We start from the raw sequence: 22,178 nt of genomic DNA on the forward strand, positions 1-22,178 counted from the left end.
CATGATCTATATCAGATTTGTAATTTATAACTCAATTGTACCCCATAAGTCTTTTCTTGGAAACGAAAAAGCGGGATATCTCCCGCTTTTAATGGTTAGGCTTATTTTCTTTTTCTACCTTGAAGGCTTCATCAAACTTGCTTCTCAGGTCTATCTCGGAGCCTCCTGTCTTCCTTACCTTTATCTTGCAGCCCAGCAGCGCAATAACCACAAGAAGAACAATCGACATTGGGAATGTCATTAAGCCTGCGATAATGGCTATAGTCGATGGTATGTTAAGCAGATTCTCACCGTTTTTTTGTATTATGAATCTGTAGCTGTGGAGCGTTCTAACCGTATCCTTAATTCTTTGCCCGAGTCCGACTCCCTGCTCACTTAGCTTTTGCCCTATGGGCTGACTTTGCTTTTTAAGCTTTTCATTTTTTTCCAGGTATATAAGAGCCTCCACAAGGTCTCCTCCTGTGTTTTCCAAAGCCTCCCTTGCCTCCTGGTAGCTTACGTTTGCCCTTTCCTTCAATATGTCTATTTTCTCCAGCGATACGCTCATCTTATTCTCCTCCTGTTTTGTTCTCGGTTTTCAGCGGGTATGTTAACCCTGCCCTGTGATATAATGATACCTCCCCAAGCTTAAAGGCTGCTTAGCCTGAGATTAGAAAAGGATTAGAAAATTGTCTTAAAAGCAATGCAACGTACCGTTACACTATTTTTTTACGGTATGATGGCTCTGTACTAATTGAATCGACCTCCGTTGGGGTATAAAATATATGCCAAAAACAAATCTGGAAGTCTAATAATATATAAAATAACACTTATAACATTGCGCCCTGTAAAAATATTTTTTCTTCATCAGGGCATATGCATTGATTGGAGGCTTTTATGGACGAAAAAACTCTTTTAATGACGCCCGGCCCGACATACGTCAGCGAGGATGTGAGGCAGGCCATGGCAAGGAGGATTACAAACCCTGACCTTGATCCGTCGTTCTTCGAATACTACATGGAAACCTGCGCTGCCCTGCAGCAGCTGCTCAAAACGCAAAACAAAGTCCTTATTCTGGCCGGGGAGGGCATACTCGGGCTTGAGGCTGCGTGCGCTTCTCTTATTGAACCGGGGGATAGGGTGCTGTGCCTGGACAACGGCATATTCGGGAACGGCTTTGCGGACTTTGCCAAAATATACGGCGCCGAGGCTGTCTTCTTCAAGTCCGACTATGACAGAGGCATTGATCCAGAAAGGCTCAAAGAATTCCTCAAAGGCGACAGCGATTTCAAGGTGGCGACGCTTGTCCACTGCGAAACCCCCTCGGGCGTTACAAATCCACTTGACAGGATATGCCCCCTGCTCAAAGAGCACGGCATAATATCGGTTGTCGACGCCGTTTCGGCGGTCGGCGGCGAAGAACTCCATACCGATGAGTGGGAAATTGATGTCCTGCTTGGGGCCTCGCAAAAGTGCATATCGGCTCCTCCCGGACTCACATTCATGAGCATAAGCAAGGCTGCCTGGGACAAGATCAATTCGCGCAGCACGCCAATAGCTGGATACTACTGCAACCTTTCAACCTGGGCCGCCTGGTATGAGAACAGATGGTTTCCCTACACGCAGTCTGTCAGCGACATATACGGTCTCAGAGTCGCAGTGGAAAGGCTCCTCTCGGAAGGCAATCCGCAGGAGAGGCACAGAAAAATAGCCGGAGCGCTCAGAAGCGCGCTTGAGTCGGCTGGACTCACGCTTTACGCGCAGGACTCGCATTCCAGCACAGTCACTGCGATATTGCTTCCTGACAATATAGGCTTTGATACTGTTTTCAATCAGATGCTAAAAGAGCACAACATAATGATAGCCGGCTCGCTGGGCTACCTCAAGGACAAGGCAATAAGGATAGGCCACATGGGCGAGAACTGCTACGAGGACAAAGTCTACATGACGCTCAAGGCACTCGGCGAGGTGCTTGAAAAGAGCGGCGTAAAGCTTGGCTGCGACATGCACATTGAATTTGCCAGGAACATGAAAAAATAGTGTCAACGCAAACAGGCTGTCTCCTGACGATTTAAAGTCGCTCAGAAGACAGCCTGTTTAAATGATATGGATGCATATCATATGCAATTTATAATACTGATATTTTGGTGTTAAATAATATCCGTGCTGCCGGGGCTGCTTTGCAGTTTCACAAATTTTTCGAAATCAGACTTTGAAAGAGGAACACTAAAAAAATAGCCTTGTATCATATCACAGCTTTCTCCCCTTAGAAAGTCAAGCTGCTCTCTCGTCTCAACGCCTTCGGCCACAACGCTGAGTCCGAGTATCCTTGCTATGGCAATTATCGTGGAGACTATTGCCGTGTTGTGTTCATTGAGGTTTATGTCGCTTATGAAGGACCTGTCTATCTTGAGCTTGCTGACGGCAAGCTTCTTGAGATTTCCAAGCGACGAAAAGCCCGTACCGAAATCGTCCAGGGCAAGCCTAATTCCCATTTTGTCCAGCTCGTTAAGCACTCCTTGCCTGTTTTTGAGATTATCCATCGATATGCTCTCTGTTATCTCAAATTCAAGCTGGTCCGGATCTATTCCCGTTCGCTCTACAATTCTCCTCACCTTTTCAATAAACTCCCTGTCCTCCAGCTGCTTGACCGAAATGTTGACAGCTACAAAATCAAGCCTTATACCCATGTCGTTCCAGCTTCTAATCTGTCTGCACGTGTTTTCCAGCACCCATTCACCCAAGCCGGCTATCATGTCCTTTTTCTCTGCCACAGGTATGAACCTGCCCGGCGGAATGAGCCCTCGCTCGCTGTGGCGCCATCTAAGCAGCGCTTCAGCTCCCACTATCCTGTTTTTGGAACTGTCTATTATGGGCTGATAGTTGATGAACATCTCTCCCCTGTATAGAGCATGCCTAAGTCCCGTTTCAATCTCGAACTCCTCCCTGGATTTTTGGGAGAGGGACTCCACATAGAAGCGAAAGCCGCTGCTCCCTGCGTTCTTGGAGCTGTACATGGCCATGTCGGCTTTTCTTACAATCTCGCTGTAATCCCAGCCATCCTGCGGATATAGGGTTATTCCCATGCTTATTGACACATGGCATTCCCTTCTGCAAACCCTTACTGGTTTCTTGAAGGAGTCTATTATTTTTTTAGCCTTTACGGCTGCCTCGCTTCTTGATGCCACGTCTCTAAGCAGGAGTACAAACTCATCTCCTCCCATTCGGGCTATTACATCGTCCTCTCCGAGACATTTTCTTATCCTGCTTGCTGCAATTTTAAGCACCATGTCGCCGGAATCGTGGCCCAGATTGTCATTAATCTTTTTGAAGTCGTCAATGTCTATGAACATCACGCAAAAGCAGTTGCTTCCATGCTTTGCCTCTCTGGCAGCTTTTTTGAGACTGTCGCTGAAAAACGCCCTGTTGTAAAGCCCGGTGAGGCTGTCCCTAAGCGCCAGCCTCTCTATGCGCCTTTCCCTCTTTTTAATTTCCGTTATATCAGTATATATGGCGTATATTCCGGTTTGTAAGCCCCTGTGCATTATCGGGTGTCCCTGAACTAATACGTTTATATTTTTTCCGCTCCTGGTGCGGCGCAGCGTCTCTCTTTTGACAATGCTTCCGGCCGTCACTGCGTTCGAAAGCTCTTCGGCCTCTGATTTCAGTTCCTGCGGCGATATGTAGTCGTTTATGAATTCCCCGTAAAGCTCTTCAGTCGTATATCCAAACAGCTCCTCGAAGCATCTGTTGCATTTTATGACCCTGTCCAGGCTGTCGAGCATGACTATGGCATCGGGCGAGTTTTCAAAGAGCTGGGCAAAATAAGCCCTTTCCCGCTCAATCTCTTTTTCAAGGCTCATCACCTGGGCTGATTCGTTTATGCCTGTTGCAAAAGCATTGTTTTCAAAAATAGCCGTATACAATTTGTCATCGTCGTATAGCAATCCATCCAATGCGACCGACTCTTCTTTGTCTTTAAGCCTATATCCGCTTTGTATGTCCATTTCTTCACCCACACCCATTTTTTCTAAGCTGCTTACAGCCGTATTATTAGAAAGTATCATTATGTATTGTTATCCAGAGAACGCTTTCCTAAACACATTTTACCGCATTAAAGTACAAAACCTCCAGAAAGTATTTCCGAAGGTTTCGTACTGACTTGTGTTCAGTTTCTACAGATATGCCTCGCACCTGTATATTTTCATTCCCAGAGCCGCAAAGCGCTCCTCGTACTCAGTGGTCACATTGCCCTCAAAGCCGCTGGAGTGAAGATCGAGAGAAATATTCCTCAATCTGAAGCCGCTGTCTGAAAATTCATTGAGCGCGAACTCAAACAGCTTCTCGTTGTCGGTCTTGAAATGTATCTCGCCCTTTTGCGTGAGGATCTCCTTGTACATCTCAAGAAATCCCCGGTGGACAAGCCTTCTCTTTGAGTGGCGGTTTTTGGGCCACGGATCGCAAAAGTTTATGTATATCCTCTCAAGACTGCCGGCCTTGAAATATTCCATCAGCCTTGCGCCGTTGCCAGCAATGAACGCCACATTGTGGAGCTGCTTGTCCCGGGCGCGCTTTACAGCCCTCAGCAGGACCTCCTCCTTGAGCTCTATTCCTATAAAGTTCACATCCGGGCAGTTTGATGCCATACCGGTTATGAACTTGCCCCTGCCCGTACCAAGCTCGACATGCAGCGGCCTTTGAGCTCCAAAGAATTCATCCCAGTCCTTGCCTATGGCCTCGTCCTCTGCAACTGCATAATCCTCATGCGCAAGCAGCATCTCCCTTGCGCCCTTTATTTTCCTGTGCCTCATTTATATCTCCCTGCAACTTTATTTTCTGTCGAAAAACACGCTCTTTCCGCTGACAGAAAGCGGTATTCCGTATACTATCTTAACGTCCTCGTCGAATACGTTGAGCGCAAGCGCCGCCTTGCCTATGGAAAACATAACCCTGCTGTCCACTCTGCAGTCAGCCGCTACGCCCGCGGCAGAGCCAAGCGCCACCCCGAGATCATTCACGTCGAAGGTGCATATGCCTCCGCCCGCCTTGCTCTTGGCGCAGTTTTCAAATCCGCAGTAGCCGCAGTATGGAACTCCCCTTTGTGAGAGCCTTGTGCCAAGCAGAACTACAGCCTCCGAGTCCCTGACGTTTTGCGCATCGCGCACAAAAAAGGCAACATTCTCCCTCTTCCCTATTATGTCCATCTCGTTGGCAAGCATGTCCTTTTCCTCTCCCGTCACAACCATAGCAACCAGGTTGTCCACTCCCCTGCCCTTTGGAGCCGTGCGCGCAGCCGCGCACATCCTGTTGGCAGTGTCGAGTATAGCGCTTTTTTCAGCGTCAATAGATCTGTATATCATACCGATACCTCCTATTCACTACTATGTTATTTTATTATTTCAATTTTATGTGGCGCTGCTTCCAAACCATTCTTTTTCTCATGCTATTATACCACACAAGACGGGCCGATTCAGGCTATTGCAGCAAATTTCCGCCCGCGCCCGCCCCTGATTTTCCTTAAAATCACGTGGCCCATTCTGATTTATACCCCTTCCAATATTCACAATGCAAATTATGTAAACAATATTTCTTATTTGTATGAACAAGGAAGCGTTAATGTGTTATAATACCTATGGTTAATAATTTAATATATTTTAGTAGAGGAAGGTAATATAAATTGATTAATGTATCAAATGTAAGCCTCATGTTCGGAGGAAGAAAACTTTTCAACGATGTAAACATAAAATTCAATCCTGGCAACTGCTACGGTGTAATAGGCGCCAATGGAGCTGGAAAGAGTACTTTCCTGAGAATACTCTCAGGCGAGATAGAACCAAGCACAGGTGAAGTAAGCGTACAGTCGGGCATGCGTGTTTCCGTGCTTAAGCAGGACCACTACCAGTACGACAATTTCCCGGTTATCGAGACAGTCATAATGGGCAACCAGAGACTCTATGAGATAATGAAGGAAAAGGACGAAATATATGCCAAGGCCGACTTCACTGACGAAGACGGAATAAAGGCTGCAGAGCTCGAGCACGAGTTTGCAGAAATGAACGGCTGGGAGGCGGAATCAGACGCAAGCTACCTGCTTCAGGGACTTGGAATAGGCACTGATTTGCACTTCAAGAACGTTTCCGAGCTTTCGGGCGGAGAAAAGGTAAAGGTTCTGCTAGCCCAGGCACTTTTTGGCAAGCCGGGAATACTTCTTCTCGACGAGCCTACAAACCACCTGGATATAAAATCAATAAAATGGCTCGAGGAATTCCTTATAAACTTCGAGGGCACAGTAATAGTAGTATCCCACGACAGACACTTCCTCAACAAGGTCTGTACGCATATGGCCGATGTTGACTTTGGAAAGATAAAGCTCTATGTGGGCAACTACGACTTCTGGTACGAGTCAAGCCAGCTTGCATTCCAGCTGATGAAAGACCAGAACAAGAAGAAGGAAGAAAAGGTTAAGCAGCTCCAGGAATTCATAGCGCGTTTCAGCGCCAACGCCTCGAAATCGAAGCAGGCGACATCGCGTAAGAAACTGCTCGACAAGATAACAATAGACGACATACAGCCTTCAAGCAGGAAATATCCTTTCGTAGGCTTCACTCCTGAGAGGGAAGTTGGAAACGACATACTGTTTGTCGAGGGACTTTCAAAGACTATCGACGGCGAAAAGATACTCGACAATGTGAGCTTCACAGTAATGAAGGACGACAAGATAGCGTTCGTCGGCGAAAACGAGATAGTGAACACTACTCTTTTCAAGATACTAATGGGCGAAATGGAGCCGGACAGCGGAAGCTTCAAGTGGGGAGTTACAATAACTACTGCTTATCTTCCAAAGGACAACTCCGAGTTCTTCAACGACTGCGACCTCAGCCTTGTTGACTGGATGAGACAGTTCTCTGAAGAGAAGTCGGAAACTTACCTGAGAGGCTTCCTGGGCAGGATGCTGTTCTCTGGCGAAGAGGCCCTCAAACAGGCCAAGGTCCTTTCAGGAGGAGAAAAGGTAAGGTGCATGCTCTCAAGAATGATGCTGAGCAGCGCAAACGTGCTCTTGCTTGACCAGCCGACAAACCACCTCGATCTTGAGTCGATAACGGCTGTCAACAACGGTCTTAGCGACTACAAGAGCGTAATACTCTTCACTTCGCACGACCACCAGTTCATACAGACTGTTGCAAACAGGATAATAGAGATCACTCCTGATGGCGTAATTGACAAGATGATGCCATACGACGAGTATCTTGAGTTCAGATATCAGTAATACAATAACTATAGAGAATGCGGGCTTGTCGCGCTTAAGCGGCAGGCCCGTTTTTTCGTTGACCAAATAAAAAAGGAAAGCTTTCAACGCTATTTATGCATTGAAAAACTTTCCTTTTTTCTTTATTTTTCATTAAATTAAATGCTGGCTCAAAACTGCATTAAGACAGCCTGTTCATGTAGTCCTCGAAAGCGAACTGCTTGATTACCTTTATGCCTTCCTCCTCGCTGTAGAGCGCAATGGATGGCAGGTTGACGCCGTTGAACATGTTATTTTTGACCATAGTGTAGTGGGCCATGTCGCAGAACACCAGCCTGTCGCCAATCTTTAGAGGCTCCTTGAACGAATAGTCGCCTATTATGTCACCGGCAAGACATGTGTTGCCGCCGAACCTGTAGGTGTAATCGTACTCACCCGGCATTCCGGCGCCAATTATGTTAGGCCTGTAAGGCATCTCGAGCACGTCAGGCATGTGACATGCCGCTGATGCGTCAAGTATGCCTATCTGCATGCCGTTGTCGACAATGTCGAGCACCTCTGACACCAGATAGCCTGTATTGAGCGCTACAGCCTCGCCCGGCTCAAGATATATCTCAATTCCATACTTATCCTTGAAGTACATAATAGAACGTATAAGCGCCTCTATGTCGTAGTCAGGCCTTGTTATGTGGTGGCCCCCGCCCATGTTGAGCCACTTCATGTTCTTGATGTAGCGCCCGAACTTTTCATCCACGACCTTTATTGTGCGCTCGAGCACGTCTGAGTTCTGCTCGCACATTGTGTGGAAGTGAAGCCCTTCGATGCCCTCGAGCTCTTCGGGTTTGAAATTCGCAAGCGTAATTCCAAGCCTCGAATTCGCATAGCAAGGATCATATATAGGCGTTGTGATTTCAGAGTATTCAGGATTCACTCTGAGCCCGCAGCCTATTTTCTTCGGATTGCTCTTAATCCTGTCCTTGAACTTGTTCCACTGGCTGAATGAGTTGAACACGATGTGATCGCTGCATTTCATCAGCTCGTCGAATTCTCCGTCAATATACGCCGGCGCATACACGTGGACTTCCTTTCCCATCTTCTCATAGCCGAGTTTGGCTTCAAAAAGCGAGCTGGAGGTCACCCCGTGCAGGTATTCTCCCACAAGCGGATATACCGCGTGCATCGAAAATCCCTTTTGCGCAAGGAGTATCTTGCAGCCTGTCTCCTTTTGGACATAGTCAAGCACTTCCAGGTTCTTTTTAAGCAGCCTTTCGTCGACGATGTAGCACGGCGATGGCAAAGCCTTGAAATCTATTCCCATATTCTACAGTTCCTCGTCAAGAAGTGTTGGCGAGAAGCTCTCCTGCCATGGAAGGCCATGCTTGTTAAGCGCCTCCATGAATGGATCTGGATCGAACTCTTCAACGTTGAATACGCCCGGCTTCTTCCATATGCCCTTAAGCATAAGCATAGCTCCTATCATTGCAGGCACGCCTGTTGTGTATGATATAGCCTGTGAGCCTACTTCCTCGTAGCACTTTTCGTGGTCGCAAATATTGTATACATAATATGTTCTTGGCTTTCCGTCTTTTATCCCCTGTATTATGCAGCCTATATTAGTCTTTCCCTTAGTTCTTGGTCCAAGCGAAGCCGGATCAGGAAGCACAGCCTTTAGGAAATGTATAGGGGCTATCTTTTGGCCTTCGAAATCGATAGGCTCTATAGAAGTCATCCCAACGTTCTCAAGCACACGAAGGTGAGTCAGGTATTTTTCTGAGAAAGTCATCCAGAATCTTATTTTCTTAACTCCCTTTATGTTTATGGCAAGAGACTCTATTTCCTCGTGGTGAAGCAGGTATATATCCTTTTCTCCCAGTTCTGGGAAGTTGTAAACCTTCTTTATTTCAAGCGGCTCAGTCTCAACCCAAGCTCCGTTCTCCCAGTAGCTGCCTGGAGCAGTGATTTCACGTATGTTTATTTCCGGGTTGAAGTTAGTAGCAAAGTGATATCCGTGGTCGCCTGCATTGGCGTCTAGTATATCTATATAATGTATTTCATCGAAATAGTGCTTTTGAGCGTATGCGCAGAATATGCTTGTAACGCCAGGGTCAAAACCGCTTCCAAGAAGACCTGTTATGCCGGCCTTTTCAAATTTCTCCCTGTATGCCCACTGCCATTTGTATTCGAATTTAGGAATCTCAGGCGGCTCGTAGTTTGCAGTGTCCAGATAGTCAACACCTGTAGCAAGGCATGCGTCCATTATTGTAAGGTCCTGATATGGAAGAGCAACGTTGATTACAATATCAGGCTTGTAGCTCTTAATCAGGTCTATTATCATATCGGTATTGTCAGCATCCAACTGGGCAGTTTCTACTTTTGTGCGCCCTCCTGCAACATTGGCTACACTTGCTTTTATGGCGTCGCATTTTGCCAAAGTTCTGCTGGCTATACAAATTTCCTCAAAAACGTCTGGATTCTGACAGCATTTGTGAACAACAACGTTAGCAACGCCACCAGCTCCAATAATCAAAGCTTTACCCATATCATTACCTCCTATTATCTTTTGATAAACAACACAAATGTGATTATATAGAAAATGCTCTAAATAATCAATACATATTGTGTAAAAACAGCGCCCGATGCAAATATATTTTCATCGCCTGTATACTAATGTTGACACTCTCCATGGCTAAAGCCAGGGGATTCTCAGGTGATTAAAAGCAAGTCCATTTCTGGTATGCCAGTATGACCCTGAGTTAGGGGCTATGCCATTAGCCCGTCCTAAGCCAGTGCATGTAGCAGCTTAGGCTAGCGGACTGTTACCATCCGCTACAGGTGCAGATATTATGTTTCTTGCACCCAGTATGTCTCTATGAGCTGTAAATCCGCACGAGCACTTATACTTTCTGTCGACGGCATGGTTGCGAGTATTGCACGCAGGGCATGTTTGGCTTGTATATCTGGGGTCTACATATTCGACCAGGATACCTTCAAGTCGTGCCTTATACTCGATGAATTGTGCCAACCGATAGAAGCTCCACGTGTGCAGGTTCTTTTCGTTTTTACGGCTTGTTCTTGCCGTCTGGCGAATGCCAGATAGTTTCTCAAGTCGGATTACCGAAGCGTTGTTTTCTTTGGCGAAGTTAACAATCTGGCGACTTATCTTGTGGTCTTTGTCGCGCATCCAACGCTGCTCCTTGTTGTTCATTTTCTTGATGGCACAGAGCTTTTTAGATTTGCCGAGATTCTTGCGCATGGAGCGGAACTTACGTTTGACAAACTTATTTTGACGGCCATTGCCGAAAAACCTAACCTTGCTATCTTCGGTTACAGCTACTGCAGGTATTTTCAAACCAAGGTCGACTCCGGTAACTTGACAGCCAGCGGATGGCGCTTCTTCGACTGTCACAGCTATCTGTGCGATGTACTTGCCAGACTTCTTGGTTATCCTCATCGTGCCAAGCTTACTCAACAAAAGACTAGCTTGGTAGTCAGTTATTATGGCTTTTACGATAATCCGAGTTGATTTGCCGTTATTCCAGACAGGGAACGACATATAGCCAAGCTTCACAGCATAGTTTTGGTTGTTCCATATTGCCACTGGCTTTTTCAGCACAGGCACTTTGATTTCCTTTTGTATGGAAGCGTCTTTTTTACTGCTAGCTTTCAACGCTTTGGAGTATTTTTTGAATATGCTTTTTGCATCCTGAATGACTTGATTCTTCAGGGCGCTCGGAAGCTCGGCGTTGACGCTCTTGGATGTGTATCTTGCATCAGCATCCTCTAGGTAACCGCTTACTATGCTATTTGCAGTATCAATATACTCTTGTAGCGTCTTATTAAGCAAAGCTCCCTGCTCCTTGGTTGGCAACAGTTTTATTTGTGCGGTTACTTGCATGATATCACCTCCTCTGAGAAGTCTTTTGGCTTTCAATGTATTGCTTGATTACCGCTATCGGAGCACCACCGACAGTCGAAACAAAATAAGAATTAGTCCACAGCGTCGGAAGTTTAGTTGTTAGTGATGGAAACTCCTTTCTTAGTATTCTGGATGATCTACCTTTAATAGCTTTAATCAGTTTGCCTTATATCCCCATATCTAAAGCCAGGGGCTTTACGGCGCTTTTACGGTAAACAAAAGCAGTCCACAAAATATTGATACCCAATATTCCTGTTTCAAATATAATACATAAAAAAACAGTATCCAAAGCCTGTTTCCAAGCCCGGTATACTGTTTAATTCAATTGCCGCTTATTGAAGGGCGCTGCCGTCCTCTATTGGCGCCACTGTATACAGCGATATGCTCTTTTGCGAAAAGCTCCTGATTATGGCAGGTATCGTCTGTATTGGAACCTCCACTATGAAACCGTCCTCCGTCATCTTGACTGCCTCAGATGGTATGAACTTCCCGAGTACTTCAAGGCTCTGCCTCTCCACATCCTTGTCCCTTATTCCGCCCACTACTATGTGGAACTTCCTCAGGCTTGTCGAGTATATCTTCTCCGCTCTGCCTTCTGCTCTCTCCTGCAGCTCCAGCTCTTCTCCATTCTCGCTTTCCTCTTCTCCTGTCCTGTCAAGCATATCCAGATTGAATATCGAATGGCCCTTGTCCTCTTTCGGGACATATGACGGCTGAGCTCCATTTTTCTCTATGTATATGTCCAGAGCCCTTATCGCCTTATTTGCAAGCTTCACTATGAGTATCAGGAATATTATTGATATTATTAGTACAATCGGAAATATTATGATGCTTATGAACGGAAATACAGAATTCAAAAAATCATCCCCCCTGGTTCGGTAATATGTAGCTGCCTATAATTCTTACAGGCTCTATAACTTGATAATACTATATATACGTGTGCTTGGCCATATTATTGTCCCTGTTTGAGCTCAGTCATCTATATTTTTGAGTTTTCAGCATCAATATTGGAAATAATATATGTATATAGTGGAACAGCAAATCATTTCCGAGGAGTGATATATATGATGTACAATGATAGATCCCATGCCGGCAGACTGCTCGCAGAGAAGCTGCTTGAGTACGAGGGAGAAGACACGGTGGTATACGCCCTTCCTCGAGGAGGAGTCGTTCTAGGCTATGAGGTTGCAAAACTGCTGGGCTGCCCGCTCGATCTTGTAGTCACCCGAAAAATAGGACACCCGTTCTCGCCCGAATACGCCATATGCGCGGTCTCGGAGAACGCTCCGGCCATATGCAACGAGCATGAAACCAGGAAGATGGAAAAACACTGGCTCGAATACGAAATATCAAAGCAAAGAAAGGAAATACAGCGAAGGAAAAGCACTTATCCAGCTCCATGGATATCTCCCGAGGGCAAGACTGCCATAATAATAGACGACGGCATAGCCACGGGGCTTACTATACAATCGGCCATAGAGGAGATCAGGCTGCAAAAGCCAAAGCTTCTGATAGCTGCCGTTCCCGTCTCCCCAGATGACACAGCCGCCAAGCTTTCAAAAATGGTAGACCGCCTTGTGTGCCTCGACATACCTGCGTACTACCTGGGCGCCGTGGGCTCGTACTACTACGACTTCCGCCAGGTGAGCGACTCGGAGGTCATAGAGCTCCTGAGGCTTGCAAACAAGAAATAGGCACAAGTGAAAACCGCTCCTTGTTATAATATTATAATTGGCTTTTCATGCCATACCTATTTTCTTATATACTTTGCCGCCTTGACCATGCTGTCCCTGGGCGCCACAATGAACACCTGGTTTGAGGAATATAGCCTGGCCTCACCGCGCGGTATCACAAGCTTGTCGCCCTCAACGTCGTATATGCCGGCTATGACGCAATCCTTCGGAAAGCTGCTGTCTAGTGCTATCTCCTGCACAGTCTTTCCGGAACATGCAGCCACTATGGGCACGGCCACTATGGAAATCTCCGCCTTACCCTCGCCCAGTGATGCCAAACGCCTGATGTCGGGCTGTTTTATGTCCATAACGAATTTGTCGACTAGCATGTCTATCCCAGAGACTATGTTTGTAGCACCAGCCACCTTGTAAGCGTGCTCATACTCAGGGTTGCTCATTCTGGCAAATACCTCCCTGGCTCCAAGATCCCTTGCCAGCAAGGCAAATACGAGGTTTGTCGCGTCATTCCTCATGGCCGCTATTGCTATGTCACACTTTTCCATGCCTGCATCCCTTAGCGTCTCAATCTTTGAAGTGTCGCCGCATATGCTTATTATCCCGTAAGTTGAGTATATCTTTTCGCAAAGCTCGCGGTCACTGTCAATAACAACAACGCTGTGCTCCCTTGACAGCTGAGCCGCTATGCTCGAACCCACTATCCCCCCGCCTGCAATTACAATATACATTAAACCCTCCTTGCAAACTAAAATCTGTACTTCATAGAAACAAGTATGAATATCGGCAAAATCTCTAGCCTTCCTGAAATCATACCCAGTATGTAAGTGAGCTTGATTACAGGAGATAGCGAGGCCATCTTCTCCACCCCAAAGTACATCGGCCCCATGTTGCTCACGGCAGACAGCATTCCCGAAATCGACTCGACCATATTCAGGTCCGAAAAAAAGCTGGTCAGAAGAGAACCTGCAAATATCATCCCTATCCAGCCGAAAAGTATGGCCGAAACCCTGAATATCTCATCCGCGCCGACAGGAAGCTTGTCAATCGTGACGGGAAGCACCGCCCCTCTTGGCATGGCAATCTTTTTTATTTCCCTCGTGAAAAGCTTGCCGAGTATTGAAAGCCTGACAACCTTGAGACCGCCCGAGGTCGAGCCCACGCAGCCCCCAACCAGCATAAGCACAAGAAATAGCTGCTTGGCTCCATATCCGAAATAGCTCGAGCCTATGTATTCGGTCGAAAAACCAGTTGAGGTTATAAGCGAAACAACCTGGAAGAGGGCTTTTCTGAATATTTCCTCAAAGCCTGCTCCTGCCGGTCTTACCACAAATGCGGACTCGATGAATATTACAAGGGTGAAGAGTGCGATCATCACCGCATACAGGTTGAACTCGTGGTTTTTTGCATATTCCCCTTCCCCGCTGGCGAAGAGCTTGTAATGCAAAAGGAAGTTTATTCCGCTTATAAACATGAAAAAAGTTATTATGTATTCTACGGCTTTGAAATCCACGCCCTCAATCATACTAAACTGGTTCACGCTCTGGTCGTACGGCGAGAAACCCCCGGTTGCTATTGTCGTGAGGCTGTGGAGTATACTGTCGAACACTGACACCCCGAAAAGTGGGAGTATCATGGCAAGCGCCACCGTAAGGCCCACATATATGGTCCACAGAATTCTTACCGTGCTGTACACATTGGGCACAGGCCTCGAATACCTGGTCTTGTGGCTTTCAGCATCGAAAAGGCGCCAAAGGTCAGACTCGCTTTTATATGTTATGAGCAGGAAGAACATAAGAATACCAATGCCACCCACCCATTGAGTCAGACACCGCCATACAAGTATCCCCTTCGGCATACTCTCAAGTCCTGTAAGAACCGTAGCCCCCGTCGTAGTAAAGCCGCTTGCCGATTCAAACAAAGCATCGATAAAGCCCTTGTCGAGCGCCAACATGTACGGCGCTGCGCCCACAACCGATGCTGCAAGCCATCCAAAGAAACAAAGGAGCATGCTCGATGCTATGTCAAGCTTCACATGGGATCGCCTTGTGATAGCATAGCCAGCGCCTCCCGCTGCAAACGATACGAGCGAAGGCAGTCCGAAAGCAACCTCAGAGCCCATCTCCCCATAGTAGAAGGACGCAGCTAGCGGCAGCAAGAGAATTATTCCCATAGTTATCACCAGCAGGCTTATTATTTTTGTAACCTCCATGAATTTAAGACTCTTTGCCATCACAATCTCCCAACAACATTAAGTATTATCATCTAGCTCTTTTCCAAAACCAGAGCCTTCTCCTTGGTATCTTTTCAAATTTGACACTGACAGCTTCTGGCTCCTTTGGCAGCATGAGAAGTCCCCAGCCAGTCTCGCAGCTTCTGCCCTCTCTTCCCAGCCTGTCGCAGTAGTGCTGAAAGTATTTTCTGAAGCCTTCCGGCCCGAAACCCCTTCCCAAATAAGCTTTGAGCAGACAGGCTATTTTTCCGCTAAGCCCGAGACAGCCCGATGTGTGCGAAATGGAGATGTAGTCGCCCCTCCTGTTCATGTTGGGCATGTTCGAATACATAAGAAAATCCAGCTTGTCGCCGTAGCCGCTGTCGCCCGATTTTGAATTCAACCTCTCCACGTACTCGCCCACTGCAAACCAGTACGCGCTCAGCGCCGGGAACGCGTCAATCTCCCGCCCCTCGTTGTGGCTTGAATTAATCATTATAACGCCCTTTTCGTAGAGCCTTCTGGAGAGAGCTTCAAGCTCGGCGTTCCAGCTGCTCTTTCTGATGGCGCATACTATTACATCCACGTCGTCCTCGTGCGCCCTCCCGAGCGCCTCCTCAAAGCTCATCTCTCCCATGACGTCGTATACGATGAGCTCAATGCCAGTGTTGTATTGAATCTGCCATTCGCCGTTGTGGTGGGAGCCCTCGTCAAAGCCCAAAACTCCGCATTTGACGCCCTTTCCGTCTATGCCTCGCTGCAGCCAGCTGGTTATGTTAAGCCTGTTTTCGGCTTTTATAAGCCCTTCAAGCAAATGTTCGTTCTTCATAGAAACCATCCTTGTATTATTTATATTAAAATTATATATCATAATTACTGTAAATGGTATAACAGCAGCAACTTATTACAGCCGCTGTCGATAAATTCCTCCACAGATGGACTACCAATCAAGCCAACTAAAAAAGCTATGTTCTCAAAATCGAGGACATAGCTTTTTTATGGAATAAAATTATTCATCACGAACATAACTAAATATTATACTTATAGCATCTATGAAATGCGATTGAGGATGTAAGGAACAACTTCTTCAGGTTGAATGTCAAGAGCTATTGCAAACTCTTCGTACAATTGTTTTTCAGCGGCTTTTAGAATGTCTTCATCCATCTTCCTTAGTTTCTTGCTGCCGGTAGCATTTTCTTTCTTTTGATACATAGCTTTGATAATCAGCATGCAATCTTCGCTTTTTCCAGTTTTCAGAGCCGCTTTAAAATTTGCACTTCTTTGTCTGTCGTCTTCTATCCAGACTGTTTCTGTTTTTGCCATAATATCCATCAATGATAAGACATCGTCTTTTGTCATGACTTCTCTCATCAATACTTTCGGATTATTCACCGGGGTCTTTATAGTCATCGTATTCTTGTAAATGGTTTGCAGAACATAACATTCGATTTCCTCACCATCTATATACTTTTCTTTACTTATACCTATGACCTTGCACACTCCCATAGAACCATACATAACATAATCATTCACCTTGAACATAAAAATTCCTCCTTGCTTCATAGCACCAAAAACATTTCATGTATCCATCTATGCAAAAAAATATAGCTTGGACAACCTGATTCATCTAATCCAAACTTTCATCGTATATCTAATTATAACACATATATATCACACGAATTTTTTTATCTGACAATCTTTTTTTATCCATAAAAAAGGCCGCACCCCCAAAGCTGGGAATACAGCGTTTTTTCGTAATTTCTCGTTTTGCTTTTTTATCATCAACTACTAGTCTAACTCAAGAAATTCTTTCCATCTGTGCACATCGCGCCTGCCCTGTGAATAGCCCATTCTATAGCTTTCAGTAAGCTTTTCATAATTGATTTCGCGGTTTGACACCGGCATAACGTCAGGATACACAAGGAAAGCCTTGCCCTCGCTTTGAAGCTGCTCCAGCTCATCAAGCGTTTCATTGTAGGCTGTATGGCGTGTCAGCATAGCCTCTGCAACAAGAGGATGCTTACGATAATATGCCTTTATGAATCCCTTGAATTGTGCAGGAGTCTTTCTGTAGCCCTTTGGCCGAGTCAGAACTACGAAAAACTTTTTGCAGGCGTCCCTCTTGGCTATGTCAAGCGCGATGCCACCACTGATGCCTCCGTCCACGAAGCAACGGCCTCTGAAATGGGTTGGCGGCATGAATATTGGCATGGATGACGAGGCTCTGACAATCTTCATAAGATCCTGCATTGTATGAATATCATCCTTGGAATAGTACACCATCTCCCCAGTGCTCCGCTCGAATGCCCCTATCCTAAGTTTCGCCGGATTAGCCATGAATGCATTGAAATCAAGCGGCAGCGGCGCATCGGGATATGCGGTCTCCTCGTATATGTACTGCGAGCGGAAGAAACCCTCTCCCTTAAGAAACGACCTCCAACCGCCAAAATCCGGCTCCAAGACAAGGTCCACAAAAGACCTCTTGGCCCGCACTGTGTCCCGGGCAATATAATTGACGCTGCTGCTTGCCCCTGCCGATATCCCGGCAACATAGTCGAAGTATATTTCATTTTCAAGGAGATTGTTCAAAAAACCCGCAGTATAGCTTGCCCTCATCCCGCCACCTTCGAATATGAGAGCTGTGTCCTTGACATTGCTTATTAGTTCCATATATTTTACGCTCCGTTTTTCTTGTAAGGTAGTATCACAGTCATTCAGATTGCAACAACATTATTTATATCGTACGCCATATTACAGCAATTTGTAAACCATTATGCCCGGAATTCCAGGTGAAATAAGCTAAAAAAAAGAAAGCCGGAGGTCTATAATAAGACTCCAGCTCCCTTGATTTTTGCTTATAAAAAAATTATACTTCTGAAATGCAGCTCACCGGGCAAACACCTGCACAAGCTCCGCAGCTTATGCACTTATCCTCGTCGATAAGTCTTTTTCCGTCTTCTTTTTCAGATATGCACTCTACTGGACATACCGGCTGGCATGCTCCACAAGCTATGCACTCGTCATCGTTAATTCTGTACGCCATTCATTACACCTCCCATATTCTTTCTATGGCATATATACCGCAAAACAGATTATGCAATCATTTTATTTTCCTGCGATATAAAGTGGTATGAAGTAATGCCTCCGAGAAAACTGAAATTCTTCTCCAGGCTTCCGAAGAGACCATCCGGCGTGAATTTGGGGCCTACAATAATATTAGGGATAACTTCCCCAAGTATGTTGTGTCATATGATGAGTTCGATATGAGCAGAGACGGCATAAAGCACCGGAACATCCGTGAATTTCTTCTGGCTGATGATTGGAACTAACAGTAATTGTCATCATGGTTGTTGCTTTAATCAATATAAACAATTAATTATTATTCGGACATCGCACGTCAAAATCTCATTGCGATTCAGTAAATAATTATTAAAAAACCTTGATGTGCTTTTCACCGTCTGGAGATTGCAGATATACAGTTTCGCTATGTCTGTATGTCTCAAAGCTCTCGTAGACTGTGCCTGTATCTGTATGGATAGAATAGTCATAGCTAACATAGAAAGACTTAACATCGTCCTGTTGCTCTCCCTGGACACAAATAAACAAGAAAGACCTATAGCATTCGCTCTTTTCATGCGTGTTATTGCTGTAGGATTCATTCTGAACAATCGGATCTTGGGCACTGCCGCCGTACTCTTTCTCTAAAAATAGACGGATCTTTTCAATGTATTTATGTGAATCCAGATACTCTTTATCGATACTATGCATACTTTTGCTCCCTGCAATCCGATCGATTTGATTCAATATTTCCGCAAGCTCCTGTTCCTGGAGTCTTTTCATCGTCTCCGAGCGGCCAGTTGCAATCATATGTTCAAGTTCTTCTTTTCGCTCCTGCAATATCTCAAGCAATGTCATTTCTTCCGATTCCCTGTCCATGCCTAGGCCTCCTCTTCGCTGTATTGTTTCGCAAGCTTGTAGAATGTTGTGCATTTAAGCTTCAATGTCTCTATCGCTTTGATAAGTTCGTTTGTTCGTGCCTGACACCCGAGTTATTTTATTTGTCGTCTTCATTTTGACTTGAGTAGAAAATCATTAAGTATTCGCAGTCCCTTATCCAATTCTTGAAAGTCTGCTACAGACGTTAGCGAAATGCGAATAAATTGCGATGATTCCTCTTTCCCAGTTAAGAATCGATAGGAATGATATACGCGAATACCATGTTTCAAAGCATCTTGTTCAAATTGCTTTCCTTGATACTTTCGACACAGAGGAAGCCAACGAAAAAAACTTAGCGGATTTTCATGAGAATTTGCAATTCCAAAATATTGTTGATATAGTTCATTGCGTTTTTTAGCAGTTTCCTTTTTTTGTATGATGATTTTATCGGCAACTCCAGTGTTAATCAGTTCGGCTATAATCTCTGCATTTAGTGAGGAAGTTTTTATATTTATATTGAAAATCCCTCTGGTAATTTTTTCGACAAACTGATTTGCATAACCTATGAATCCAACTCTCATGCCAGAACTTAAGGCCTTTGATATACTTAGCATGTAAATAAACTGCTCTGGAACAAAATGTGATATTGGTAAATAGCCTTGCGGAGTAAGGAAAGAATAAATATCATCTTCCATTAGAATAAGTTTATGCTTCTTTATCACATCTGCAATTTCCATTCTGCGCGCCATATCCATAGTTACAGCAGTAGGATTACTGCAGGAGGGGTTTATATATAGTCCTTGTATATTACCCATACTACAAGCAACATCTAATCGTTCTGGTATAATTCCTAATTCATCTGCTTCAACAGGGATTAGTTGAATATTTAACATGTTAGCTAATTCAATAAAATTGGGATAAGTATAAGTGTCCACTACAATTTTATCACCAGGATTAAAAATGGAAATTAAGAGCAGTGTAATGGAATTTTGTCCCCCCGAGGTTATAGCTATATTTTCAATGGATACATCCATTGAGAAACATTGCATCCATTTTTTTGCAGTCATTCTGTGATAAGGACATCCTAAAGGATGTCTGTAATCCAATAGCTTTTCTAGATAATTTTTATTGGCAATGCTTTTAATGGCTTCTGCAACTAATATGTTAGAGCAATCAAGCGGCTTTATAACGCCCATCTCGATATAGGTTTTATTTGCATCGTTGTCCGCTAGGAAAATAGCATTTCCAGCATTAGGAGAAACAAAGGTTCCACTCCCGATAACAGCATAAATTAATCCTTTGGCTTCACATATTTTAAAGGCTCTTGTTATAGTACTTAGATTAATATCAAGGTAATCCGCCAATTCTCTTTGTGGCGGAAGTTTTGTGTTGGGGGCGAGATAACCATTAAGTATATCGTATTCTAACGAACTAGCAATGGATAGATACAATGGAGACCCAAATTGTCTCTTGTCAGGTTTCCAGGACATTGGATAATTTTCAAATGAATTCACAGGCATATGAACCTCCTTAAAACAATTGTCTTGCATACAATTATAGCGTTGAAGCCATACACTTACAATGATATAATTACTGAAAAAATATGATTATCTAAAAACAAGACCAGCTAGTTATTGTCAACGGTTAATACGAAAAAATATTTGATTTGTTGCTGTCCTAAAAAAGGGTAACCTAAATAAACGTAAATCCATTGGATTTTCGAACAAGTGGTAGTTATGCATATGTCGGACGTGTATTTATGCAGCCATCTGAGTTGGTCTTTTATATTGCTTGCAATGCTCCTGAGGTGAACGGAGCTCAAAACCCTTTTCATCACGAAGGACTGCAAATATGATGTTACAAATTTTGTGCATGATAGCACCAAGAGCAACCATCTTAGGTTTCTGAGCGGCTTTTTTCATGTAGTAATCGCAAAGATACGGATTGATTGCTTCACCATCTCGTTTCCTGCGGATAGAAGCCAATGCAACAGCGAAAATAGCGCGTCTGGCAATTCTGGAGCCACGTTTGGACATATGGACATCAGTGCCGTTGAAGTTGCCGGACTGGTTTACCTCAGGATCCAGGCCAAAGAAGGCAAAAAGCTGTTTAGGACTCCTAAAGGTTGAGAAATCGCCAATCTCACACATGATGGTTACAGCAGAAAGAAATCCAACGCCTTTGATGGAGTTAAGCCATGAAATCTGTTTGACAAATTCCTCATTCTTATTGAAGGCAACCAATTGCTGGATACGCTCCATAATGGAGTTAATGGCACAAGCCAATCGTTCAATCAGATCAAGCGTCAGTGAAATATTGAAGTAGACACTTTCAATCTGGCAGCCAAAGGATTTAGCAGCTAGCGCGGCCTGATAAAGCTTTTCATAACGATCAGTAGCTTTGGAGATACCTTTTCTTGAAGCTTTTGAGATTTTAGAAATCATGGTTTTTTTATGGCCGCGAAGTATTTTATCCGGAGTACCATACTGGCGAAGAATCATGGTGGATGTGGTGCCGGTAATATCGTTGAAAATACCAATGTACTGTGGAAACACAGTATGCAGATAGCCCTTTAGCCTGTTGATATGAGCAGATTTTTCATCCGTAAGGTCATAGTATTTTCGAGTGAGGGTGCGAAGCTCAAGAACGAGCTTTGCTGGAAACTGAGAAACCGGCAAATCATGAGAAAGACCAAGTTTGGCAATACCGAGAGAATCGATTTTATCATTTTTCACTTTTCTAATGCTTGCATTTTTCACAGAATGTGTGATAATAGGATTGATTATGGACACGTCAAAGCCAGAATCAACCAAGAAGCAGAAGAGTGGGAAATGATAAATCCCTGTGGATTCCAGAAATATTCGACATTTCATGGAATACAGCTCTTCTGCTTTTTTTAGTGCAGAAACAGCCTTTTCCAAGGAATTCGAGTTGTTATGTGTGATCTTAAAAGGTTTTTGGATTGCAGTCCCGCTCTGGTCGACGATGGACATCCAGCTGAAGGCTGAACCGACATCGATACCAGCGGACAGATAATTACGGTTATTCATAGTAAACTCCTTCCGATAGGGTTCCATAAACAACAATGAATACACAACCTGGCATGTGATACGGGTATAGCTTAAGGGCTCCCAACCAGCCTAAAACATAAATTTTCATTGAATGGAATGACTGTCTTAGTTACGGGTATCGTTGAACGAG

20 protein-coding genes and 2 pseudogenes are annotated in these 22,178 nt (G+C 44.8%); 4 read left to right on the top strand and 18 right to left on the bottom strand.

Annotated features, from left to right (window positions below; all coding sequences use genetic code 11):
• Positions 1-88: 88 nt before the first annotated feature.
• Positions 89-547 carry a DUF4342 domain-containing protein gene (locus EAL2_RS13645; protein WP_025436912.1) on the bottom strand — a complete coding sequence of 153 codons (459 nt, stop codon included), beginning with the start codon at positions 545-547 and terminating at the stop codon, positions 89-91.
• A 329-nt stretch (positions 548-876) separates the two neighbouring features.
• On the opposite strand from EAL2_RS13645, the gene EAL2_RS13650 reads away from it, so the two are divergent.
• Positions 877-2,019, top strand: a complete 1,143-nt coding sequence (locus EAL2_RS13650) for a pyridoxal-phosphate-dependent aminotransferase family protein (protein ID WP_025436913.1) — start codon at positions 877-879, stop codon at positions 2,017-2,019.
• Between the two features lie 110 nt (positions 2,020-2,129).
• On the opposite strand, the gene EAL2_RS13655 is transcribed toward EAL2_RS13650, so the two are convergent.
• The 3 genes from EAL2_RS13655 to EAL2_RS13665 all read right to left on the bottom strand — a co-directional run bounded on the left by EAL2_RS13655 (position 2,130) and on the right by EAL2_RS13665 (position 5,339).
• Positions 2,130-4,004 (bottom strand): putative bifunctional diguanylate cyclase/phosphodiesterase, encoded by a 1,875-nt coding sequence (locus EAL2_RS13655; RefSeq protein WP_207641151.1) that lies wholly within the window; start codon positions 4,002-4,004, stop codon positions 2,130-2,132.
• A gap of 150 nt (positions 4,005-4,154) precedes the next feature.
• Positions 4,155-4,790: a tRNA (guanosine(46)-N7)-methyltransferase TrmB gene (gene trmB, locus EAL2_RS13660; RefSeq protein ID WP_025436915.1), complete on the bottom strand. Its 636-nt coding sequence runs from the start codon at positions 4,788-4,790 to the stop codon at positions 4,155-4,157.
• A gap of 18 nt (positions 4,791-4,808) precedes the next feature.
• Positions 4,809-5,339 carry a ferredoxin domain-containing protein gene (locus EAL2_RS13665; RefSeq protein ID WP_025436916.1) on the bottom strand — a complete coding sequence of 177 codons (531 nt, stop codon included), beginning with the start codon at positions 5,337-5,339 and terminating at the stop codon, positions 4,809-4,811.
• 317 nt (positions 5,340-5,656) lie between these two features.
• Here EAL2_RS13665 and EAL2_RS13670 point away from each other — a divergent pair, with 317 nt between their 5' ends.
• Positions 5,657-7,246: an ABC-F family ATP-binding cassette domain-containing protein gene (locus EAL2_RS13670; RefSeq protein WP_025436917.1), complete on the top strand. Its 1,590-nt coding sequence runs from the start codon at positions 5,657-5,659 to the stop codon at positions 7,244-7,246.
• A gap of 160 nt (positions 7,247-7,406) precedes the next feature.
• On the opposite strand, the gene nspC is transcribed toward EAL2_RS13670, so the two are convergent.
• The 5 genes and pseudogenes from nspC to EAL2_RS13690 form a co-directional block, all read right to left on the bottom strand.
• Positions 7,407-8,543 carry a carboxynorspermidine decarboxylase gene (nspC, locus tag EAL2_RS13675; RefSeq protein WP_025436918.1) on the bottom strand — a complete coding sequence of 379 codons (1,137 nt, stop codon included), beginning with the start codon at positions 8,541-8,543 and terminating at the stop codon, positions 7,407-7,409.
• Positions 8,544-8,546: 3 nt separating this feature from the next.
• Positions 8,547-9,764: a saccharopine dehydrogenase family protein gene (locus EAL2_RS13680; protein WP_025436919.1), complete on the bottom strand. Its 1,218-nt coding sequence runs from the start codon at positions 9,762-9,764 to the stop codon at positions 8,547-8,549.
• Between the two features lie 261 nt (positions 9,765-10,025).
• On the bottom strand, positions 10,026-11,120 hold the full coding sequence (locus EAL2_RS13685) for an RNA-guided endonuclease TnpB family protein (RefSeq protein ID WP_025436920.1): 1,095 nt from the start codon (positions 11,118-11,120) through the stop codon (positions 10,026-10,028).
• Positions 11,121-11,124: 4 nt separating this feature from the next.
• A pseudogene (locus tag EAL2_RS15255) lies at positions 11,125-11,304 on the bottom strand (IS200/IS605 family transposase); the annotation flags it as partial.
• A gap of 169 nt (positions 11,305-11,473) precedes the next feature.
• Positions 11,474-11,998 (bottom strand): hypothetical protein, encoded by a 525-nt coding sequence (locus EAL2_RS13690; RefSeq protein ID WP_025436921.1) that lies wholly within the window; start codon positions 11,996-11,998, stop codon positions 11,474-11,476.
• A 207-nt stretch (positions 11,999-12,205) separates the two neighbouring features.
• Here EAL2_RS13690 and EAL2_RS13695 point away from each other — a divergent pair, with 207 nt between their 5' ends.
• Positions 12,206-12,835: a phosphoribosyltransferase gene (locus EAL2_RS13695; RefSeq protein ID WP_025436922.1), complete on the top strand. Its 630-nt coding sequence runs from the start codon at positions 12,206-12,208 to the stop codon at positions 12,833-12,835.
• Positions 12,836-12,891: 56 nt separating this feature from the next.
• On the opposite strand, the gene EAL2_RS13700 is transcribed toward EAL2_RS13695, so the two are convergent.
• The 6 genes from EAL2_RS13700 to EAL2_RS13725 form a co-directional block, all read right to left on the bottom strand.
• Entirely contained in the window at positions 12,892-13,560 is a 669-nt protein-coding gene (locus EAL2_RS13700; protein ID WP_025436923.1) for a potassium channel family protein, read from the bottom strand.
• 17 nt (positions 13,561-13,577) lie between these two features.
• Positions 13,578-15,062 carry a TrkH family potassium uptake protein gene (locus EAL2_RS13705; protein ID WP_025436924.1) on the bottom strand — a complete coding sequence of 495 codons (1,485 nt, stop codon included), beginning with the start codon at positions 15,060-15,062 and terminating at the stop codon, positions 13,578-13,580.
• A 28-nt stretch (positions 15,063-15,090) separates the two neighbouring features.
• A complete protein-coding gene (locus EAL2_RS13710; RefSeq protein WP_025436925.1) occupies positions 15,091-15,870 on the bottom strand; it encodes a S8/S53 family peptidase in 780 nt (259 codons plus the stop codon).
• 221 nt (positions 15,871-16,091) lie between these two features.
• The gene (locus tag EAL2_RS13715) at positions 16,092-16,583 is read right to left on the bottom strand and encodes a CarD family transcriptional regulator (protein ID WP_025436926.1); all 492 of its coding nucleotides are present in this window, start codon (positions 16,581-16,583) and stop codon (positions 16,092-16,094) included.
• A 246-nt stretch (positions 16,584-16,829) separates the two neighbouring features.
• Positions 16,830-17,711, bottom strand: coding sequence for a patatin-like phospholipase family protein (locus EAL2_RS13720; protein ID WP_025436927.1), 882 nt, complete (start codon positions 17,709-17,711; stop codon positions 16,830-16,832).
• 196 nt (positions 17,712-17,907) lie between these two features.
• Positions 17,908-18,084 (bottom strand): indolepyruvate ferredoxin oxidoreductase subunit alpha, encoded by a 177-nt coding sequence (locus tag EAL2_RS13725; protein ID WP_025436928.1) that lies wholly within the window; start codon positions 18,082-18,084, stop codon positions 17,908-17,910.
• Positions 18,085-18,205: 121 nt separating this feature from the next.
• Here EAL2_RS13725 and EAL2_RS16040 point away from each other — a divergent pair.
• Positions 18,206-18,370 (top strand): annotated as a pseudogene (locus tag EAL2_RS16040) (ATPase); the annotation flags it as partial.
• A gap of 100 nt (positions 18,371-18,470) precedes the next feature.
• Here EAL2_RS16040 and EAL2_RS13730 read toward each other — a convergent pair.
• The 3 genes from EAL2_RS13730 to EAL2_RS13740 form a co-directional block, all read right to left on the bottom strand.
• Positions 18,471-18,977, bottom strand: coding sequence for a hypothetical protein (locus EAL2_RS13730; protein ID WP_025436929.1), 507 nt, complete (start codon positions 18,975-18,977; stop codon positions 18,471-18,473).
• Positions 18,978-19,108: 131 nt separating this feature from the next.
• Entirely contained in the window at positions 19,109-20,497 is a 1,389-nt protein-coding gene (locus tag EAL2_RS13735; protein ID WP_025436930.1) for an aminotransferase-like domain-containing protein, read from the bottom strand.
• 237 nt (positions 20,498-20,734) lie between these two features.
• Complete coding sequence (locus EAL2_RS13740; protein WP_038601674.1) at positions 20,735-22,027, bottom strand: IS110 family RNA-guided transposase; 1,293 nt, start codon at positions 22,025-22,027, stop codon at positions 20,735-20,737.
• Positions 22,028-22,178 lie beyond the last annotated feature (151 nt).

The sequence above is a fragment of the Peptoclostridium acidaminophilum DSM 3953 genome, from assembly GCF_000597865.1.
In the GTDB taxonomy this organism is placed as follows: Bacteria; Bacillota; Clostridia; order Peptostreptococcales; family Peptostreptococcaceae; genus Peptoclostridium_A; species Peptoclostridium_A acidaminophilum.

Bases quoted from the DNA above. Each gene is read 5' to 3' on its own strand.
- EAL2_RS13730 (WP_025436929.1), bottom strand. From the start codon at position 18,977: ATGGACAGGGAATCGGAAGAAATGACATTGCTTGAGATATTGCAGGAG.
- EAL2_RS13695 (WP_025436922.1), top strand. From the start codon at position 12,206: ATGATGTACAATGATAGATCCCATGCCGGCAGACTGCTCGCAGAGAAG.
- nspC (WP_025436918.1), bottom strand. From the start codon at position 8,543: ATGGGAATAGATTTCAAGGCTTTGCCATCGCCGTGCTACATCGTCGAC.
- EAL2_RS13680 (WP_025436919.1), bottom strand. From the start codon at position 9,764: ATGGGTAAAGCTTTGATTATTGGAGCTGGTGGCGTTGCTAACGTTGTT.
- EAL2_RS13705 (WP_025436924.1), bottom strand. From the start codon at position 15,062: ATGGCAAAGAGTCTTAAATTCATGGAGGTTACAAAAATAATAAGCCTG.
- EAL2_RS13740 (WP_038601674.1), bottom strand. From the start codon at position 22,027: ATGAATAACCGTAATTATCTGTCCGCTGGTATCGATGTCGGTTCAGCC.
- EAL2_RS13650 (WP_025436913.1), top strand. From the start codon at position 877: ATGGACGAAAAAACTCTTTTAATGACGCCCGGCCCGACATACGTCAGC.
- EAL2_RS13725 (WP_025436928.1), bottom strand. From the start codon at position 18,084: ATGGCGTACAGAATTAACGATGACGAGTGCATAGCTTGTGGAGCATGC.
- EAL2_RS13720 (WP_025436927.1), bottom strand. From the start codon at position 17,711: ATGGAACTAATAAGCAATGTCAAGGACACAGCTCTCATATTCGAAGGT.
- EAL2_RS13645 (WP_025436912.1), bottom strand. From the start codon at position 547: ATGAGCGTATCGCTGGAGAAAATAGACATATTGAAGGAAAGGGCAAAC.
- EAL2_RS13700 (WP_025436923.1), bottom strand. From the start codon at position 13,560: ATGTATATTGTAATTGCAGGCGGGGGGATAGTGGGTTCGAGCATAGCG.
- EAL2_RS13735 (WP_025436930.1), bottom strand. From the start codon at position 20,497: ATGCCTGTGAATTCATTTGAAAATTATCCAATGTCCTGGAAACCTGAC.
- EAL2_RS13685 (WP_025436920.1), bottom strand. From the start codon at position 11,120: ATGCAAGTAACCGCACAAATAAAACTGTTGCCAACCAAGGAGCAGGGA.
- EAL2_RS13715 (WP_025436926.1), bottom strand. From the start codon at position 16,583: ATGTTCAAGGTGAATGATTATGTTATGTATGGTTCTATGGGAGTGTGC.
- EAL2_RS13710 (WP_025436925.1), bottom strand. From the start codon at position 15,870: ATGAAGAACGAACATTTGCTTGAAGGGCTTATAAAAGCCGAAAACAGG.
- EAL2_RS13665 (WP_025436916.1), bottom strand. From the start codon at position 5,339: ATGATATACAGATCTATTGACGCTGAAAAAAGCGCTATACTCGACACT.
- trmB (WP_025436915.1), bottom strand. From the start codon at position 4,790: ATGAGGCACAGGAAAATAAAGGGCGCAAGGGAGATGCTGCTTGCGCAT.
- EAL2_RS13655 (WP_207641151.1), bottom strand. From the start codon at position 4,004: ATGGGTGTGGGTGAAGAAATGGACATACAAAGCGGATATAGGCTTAAA.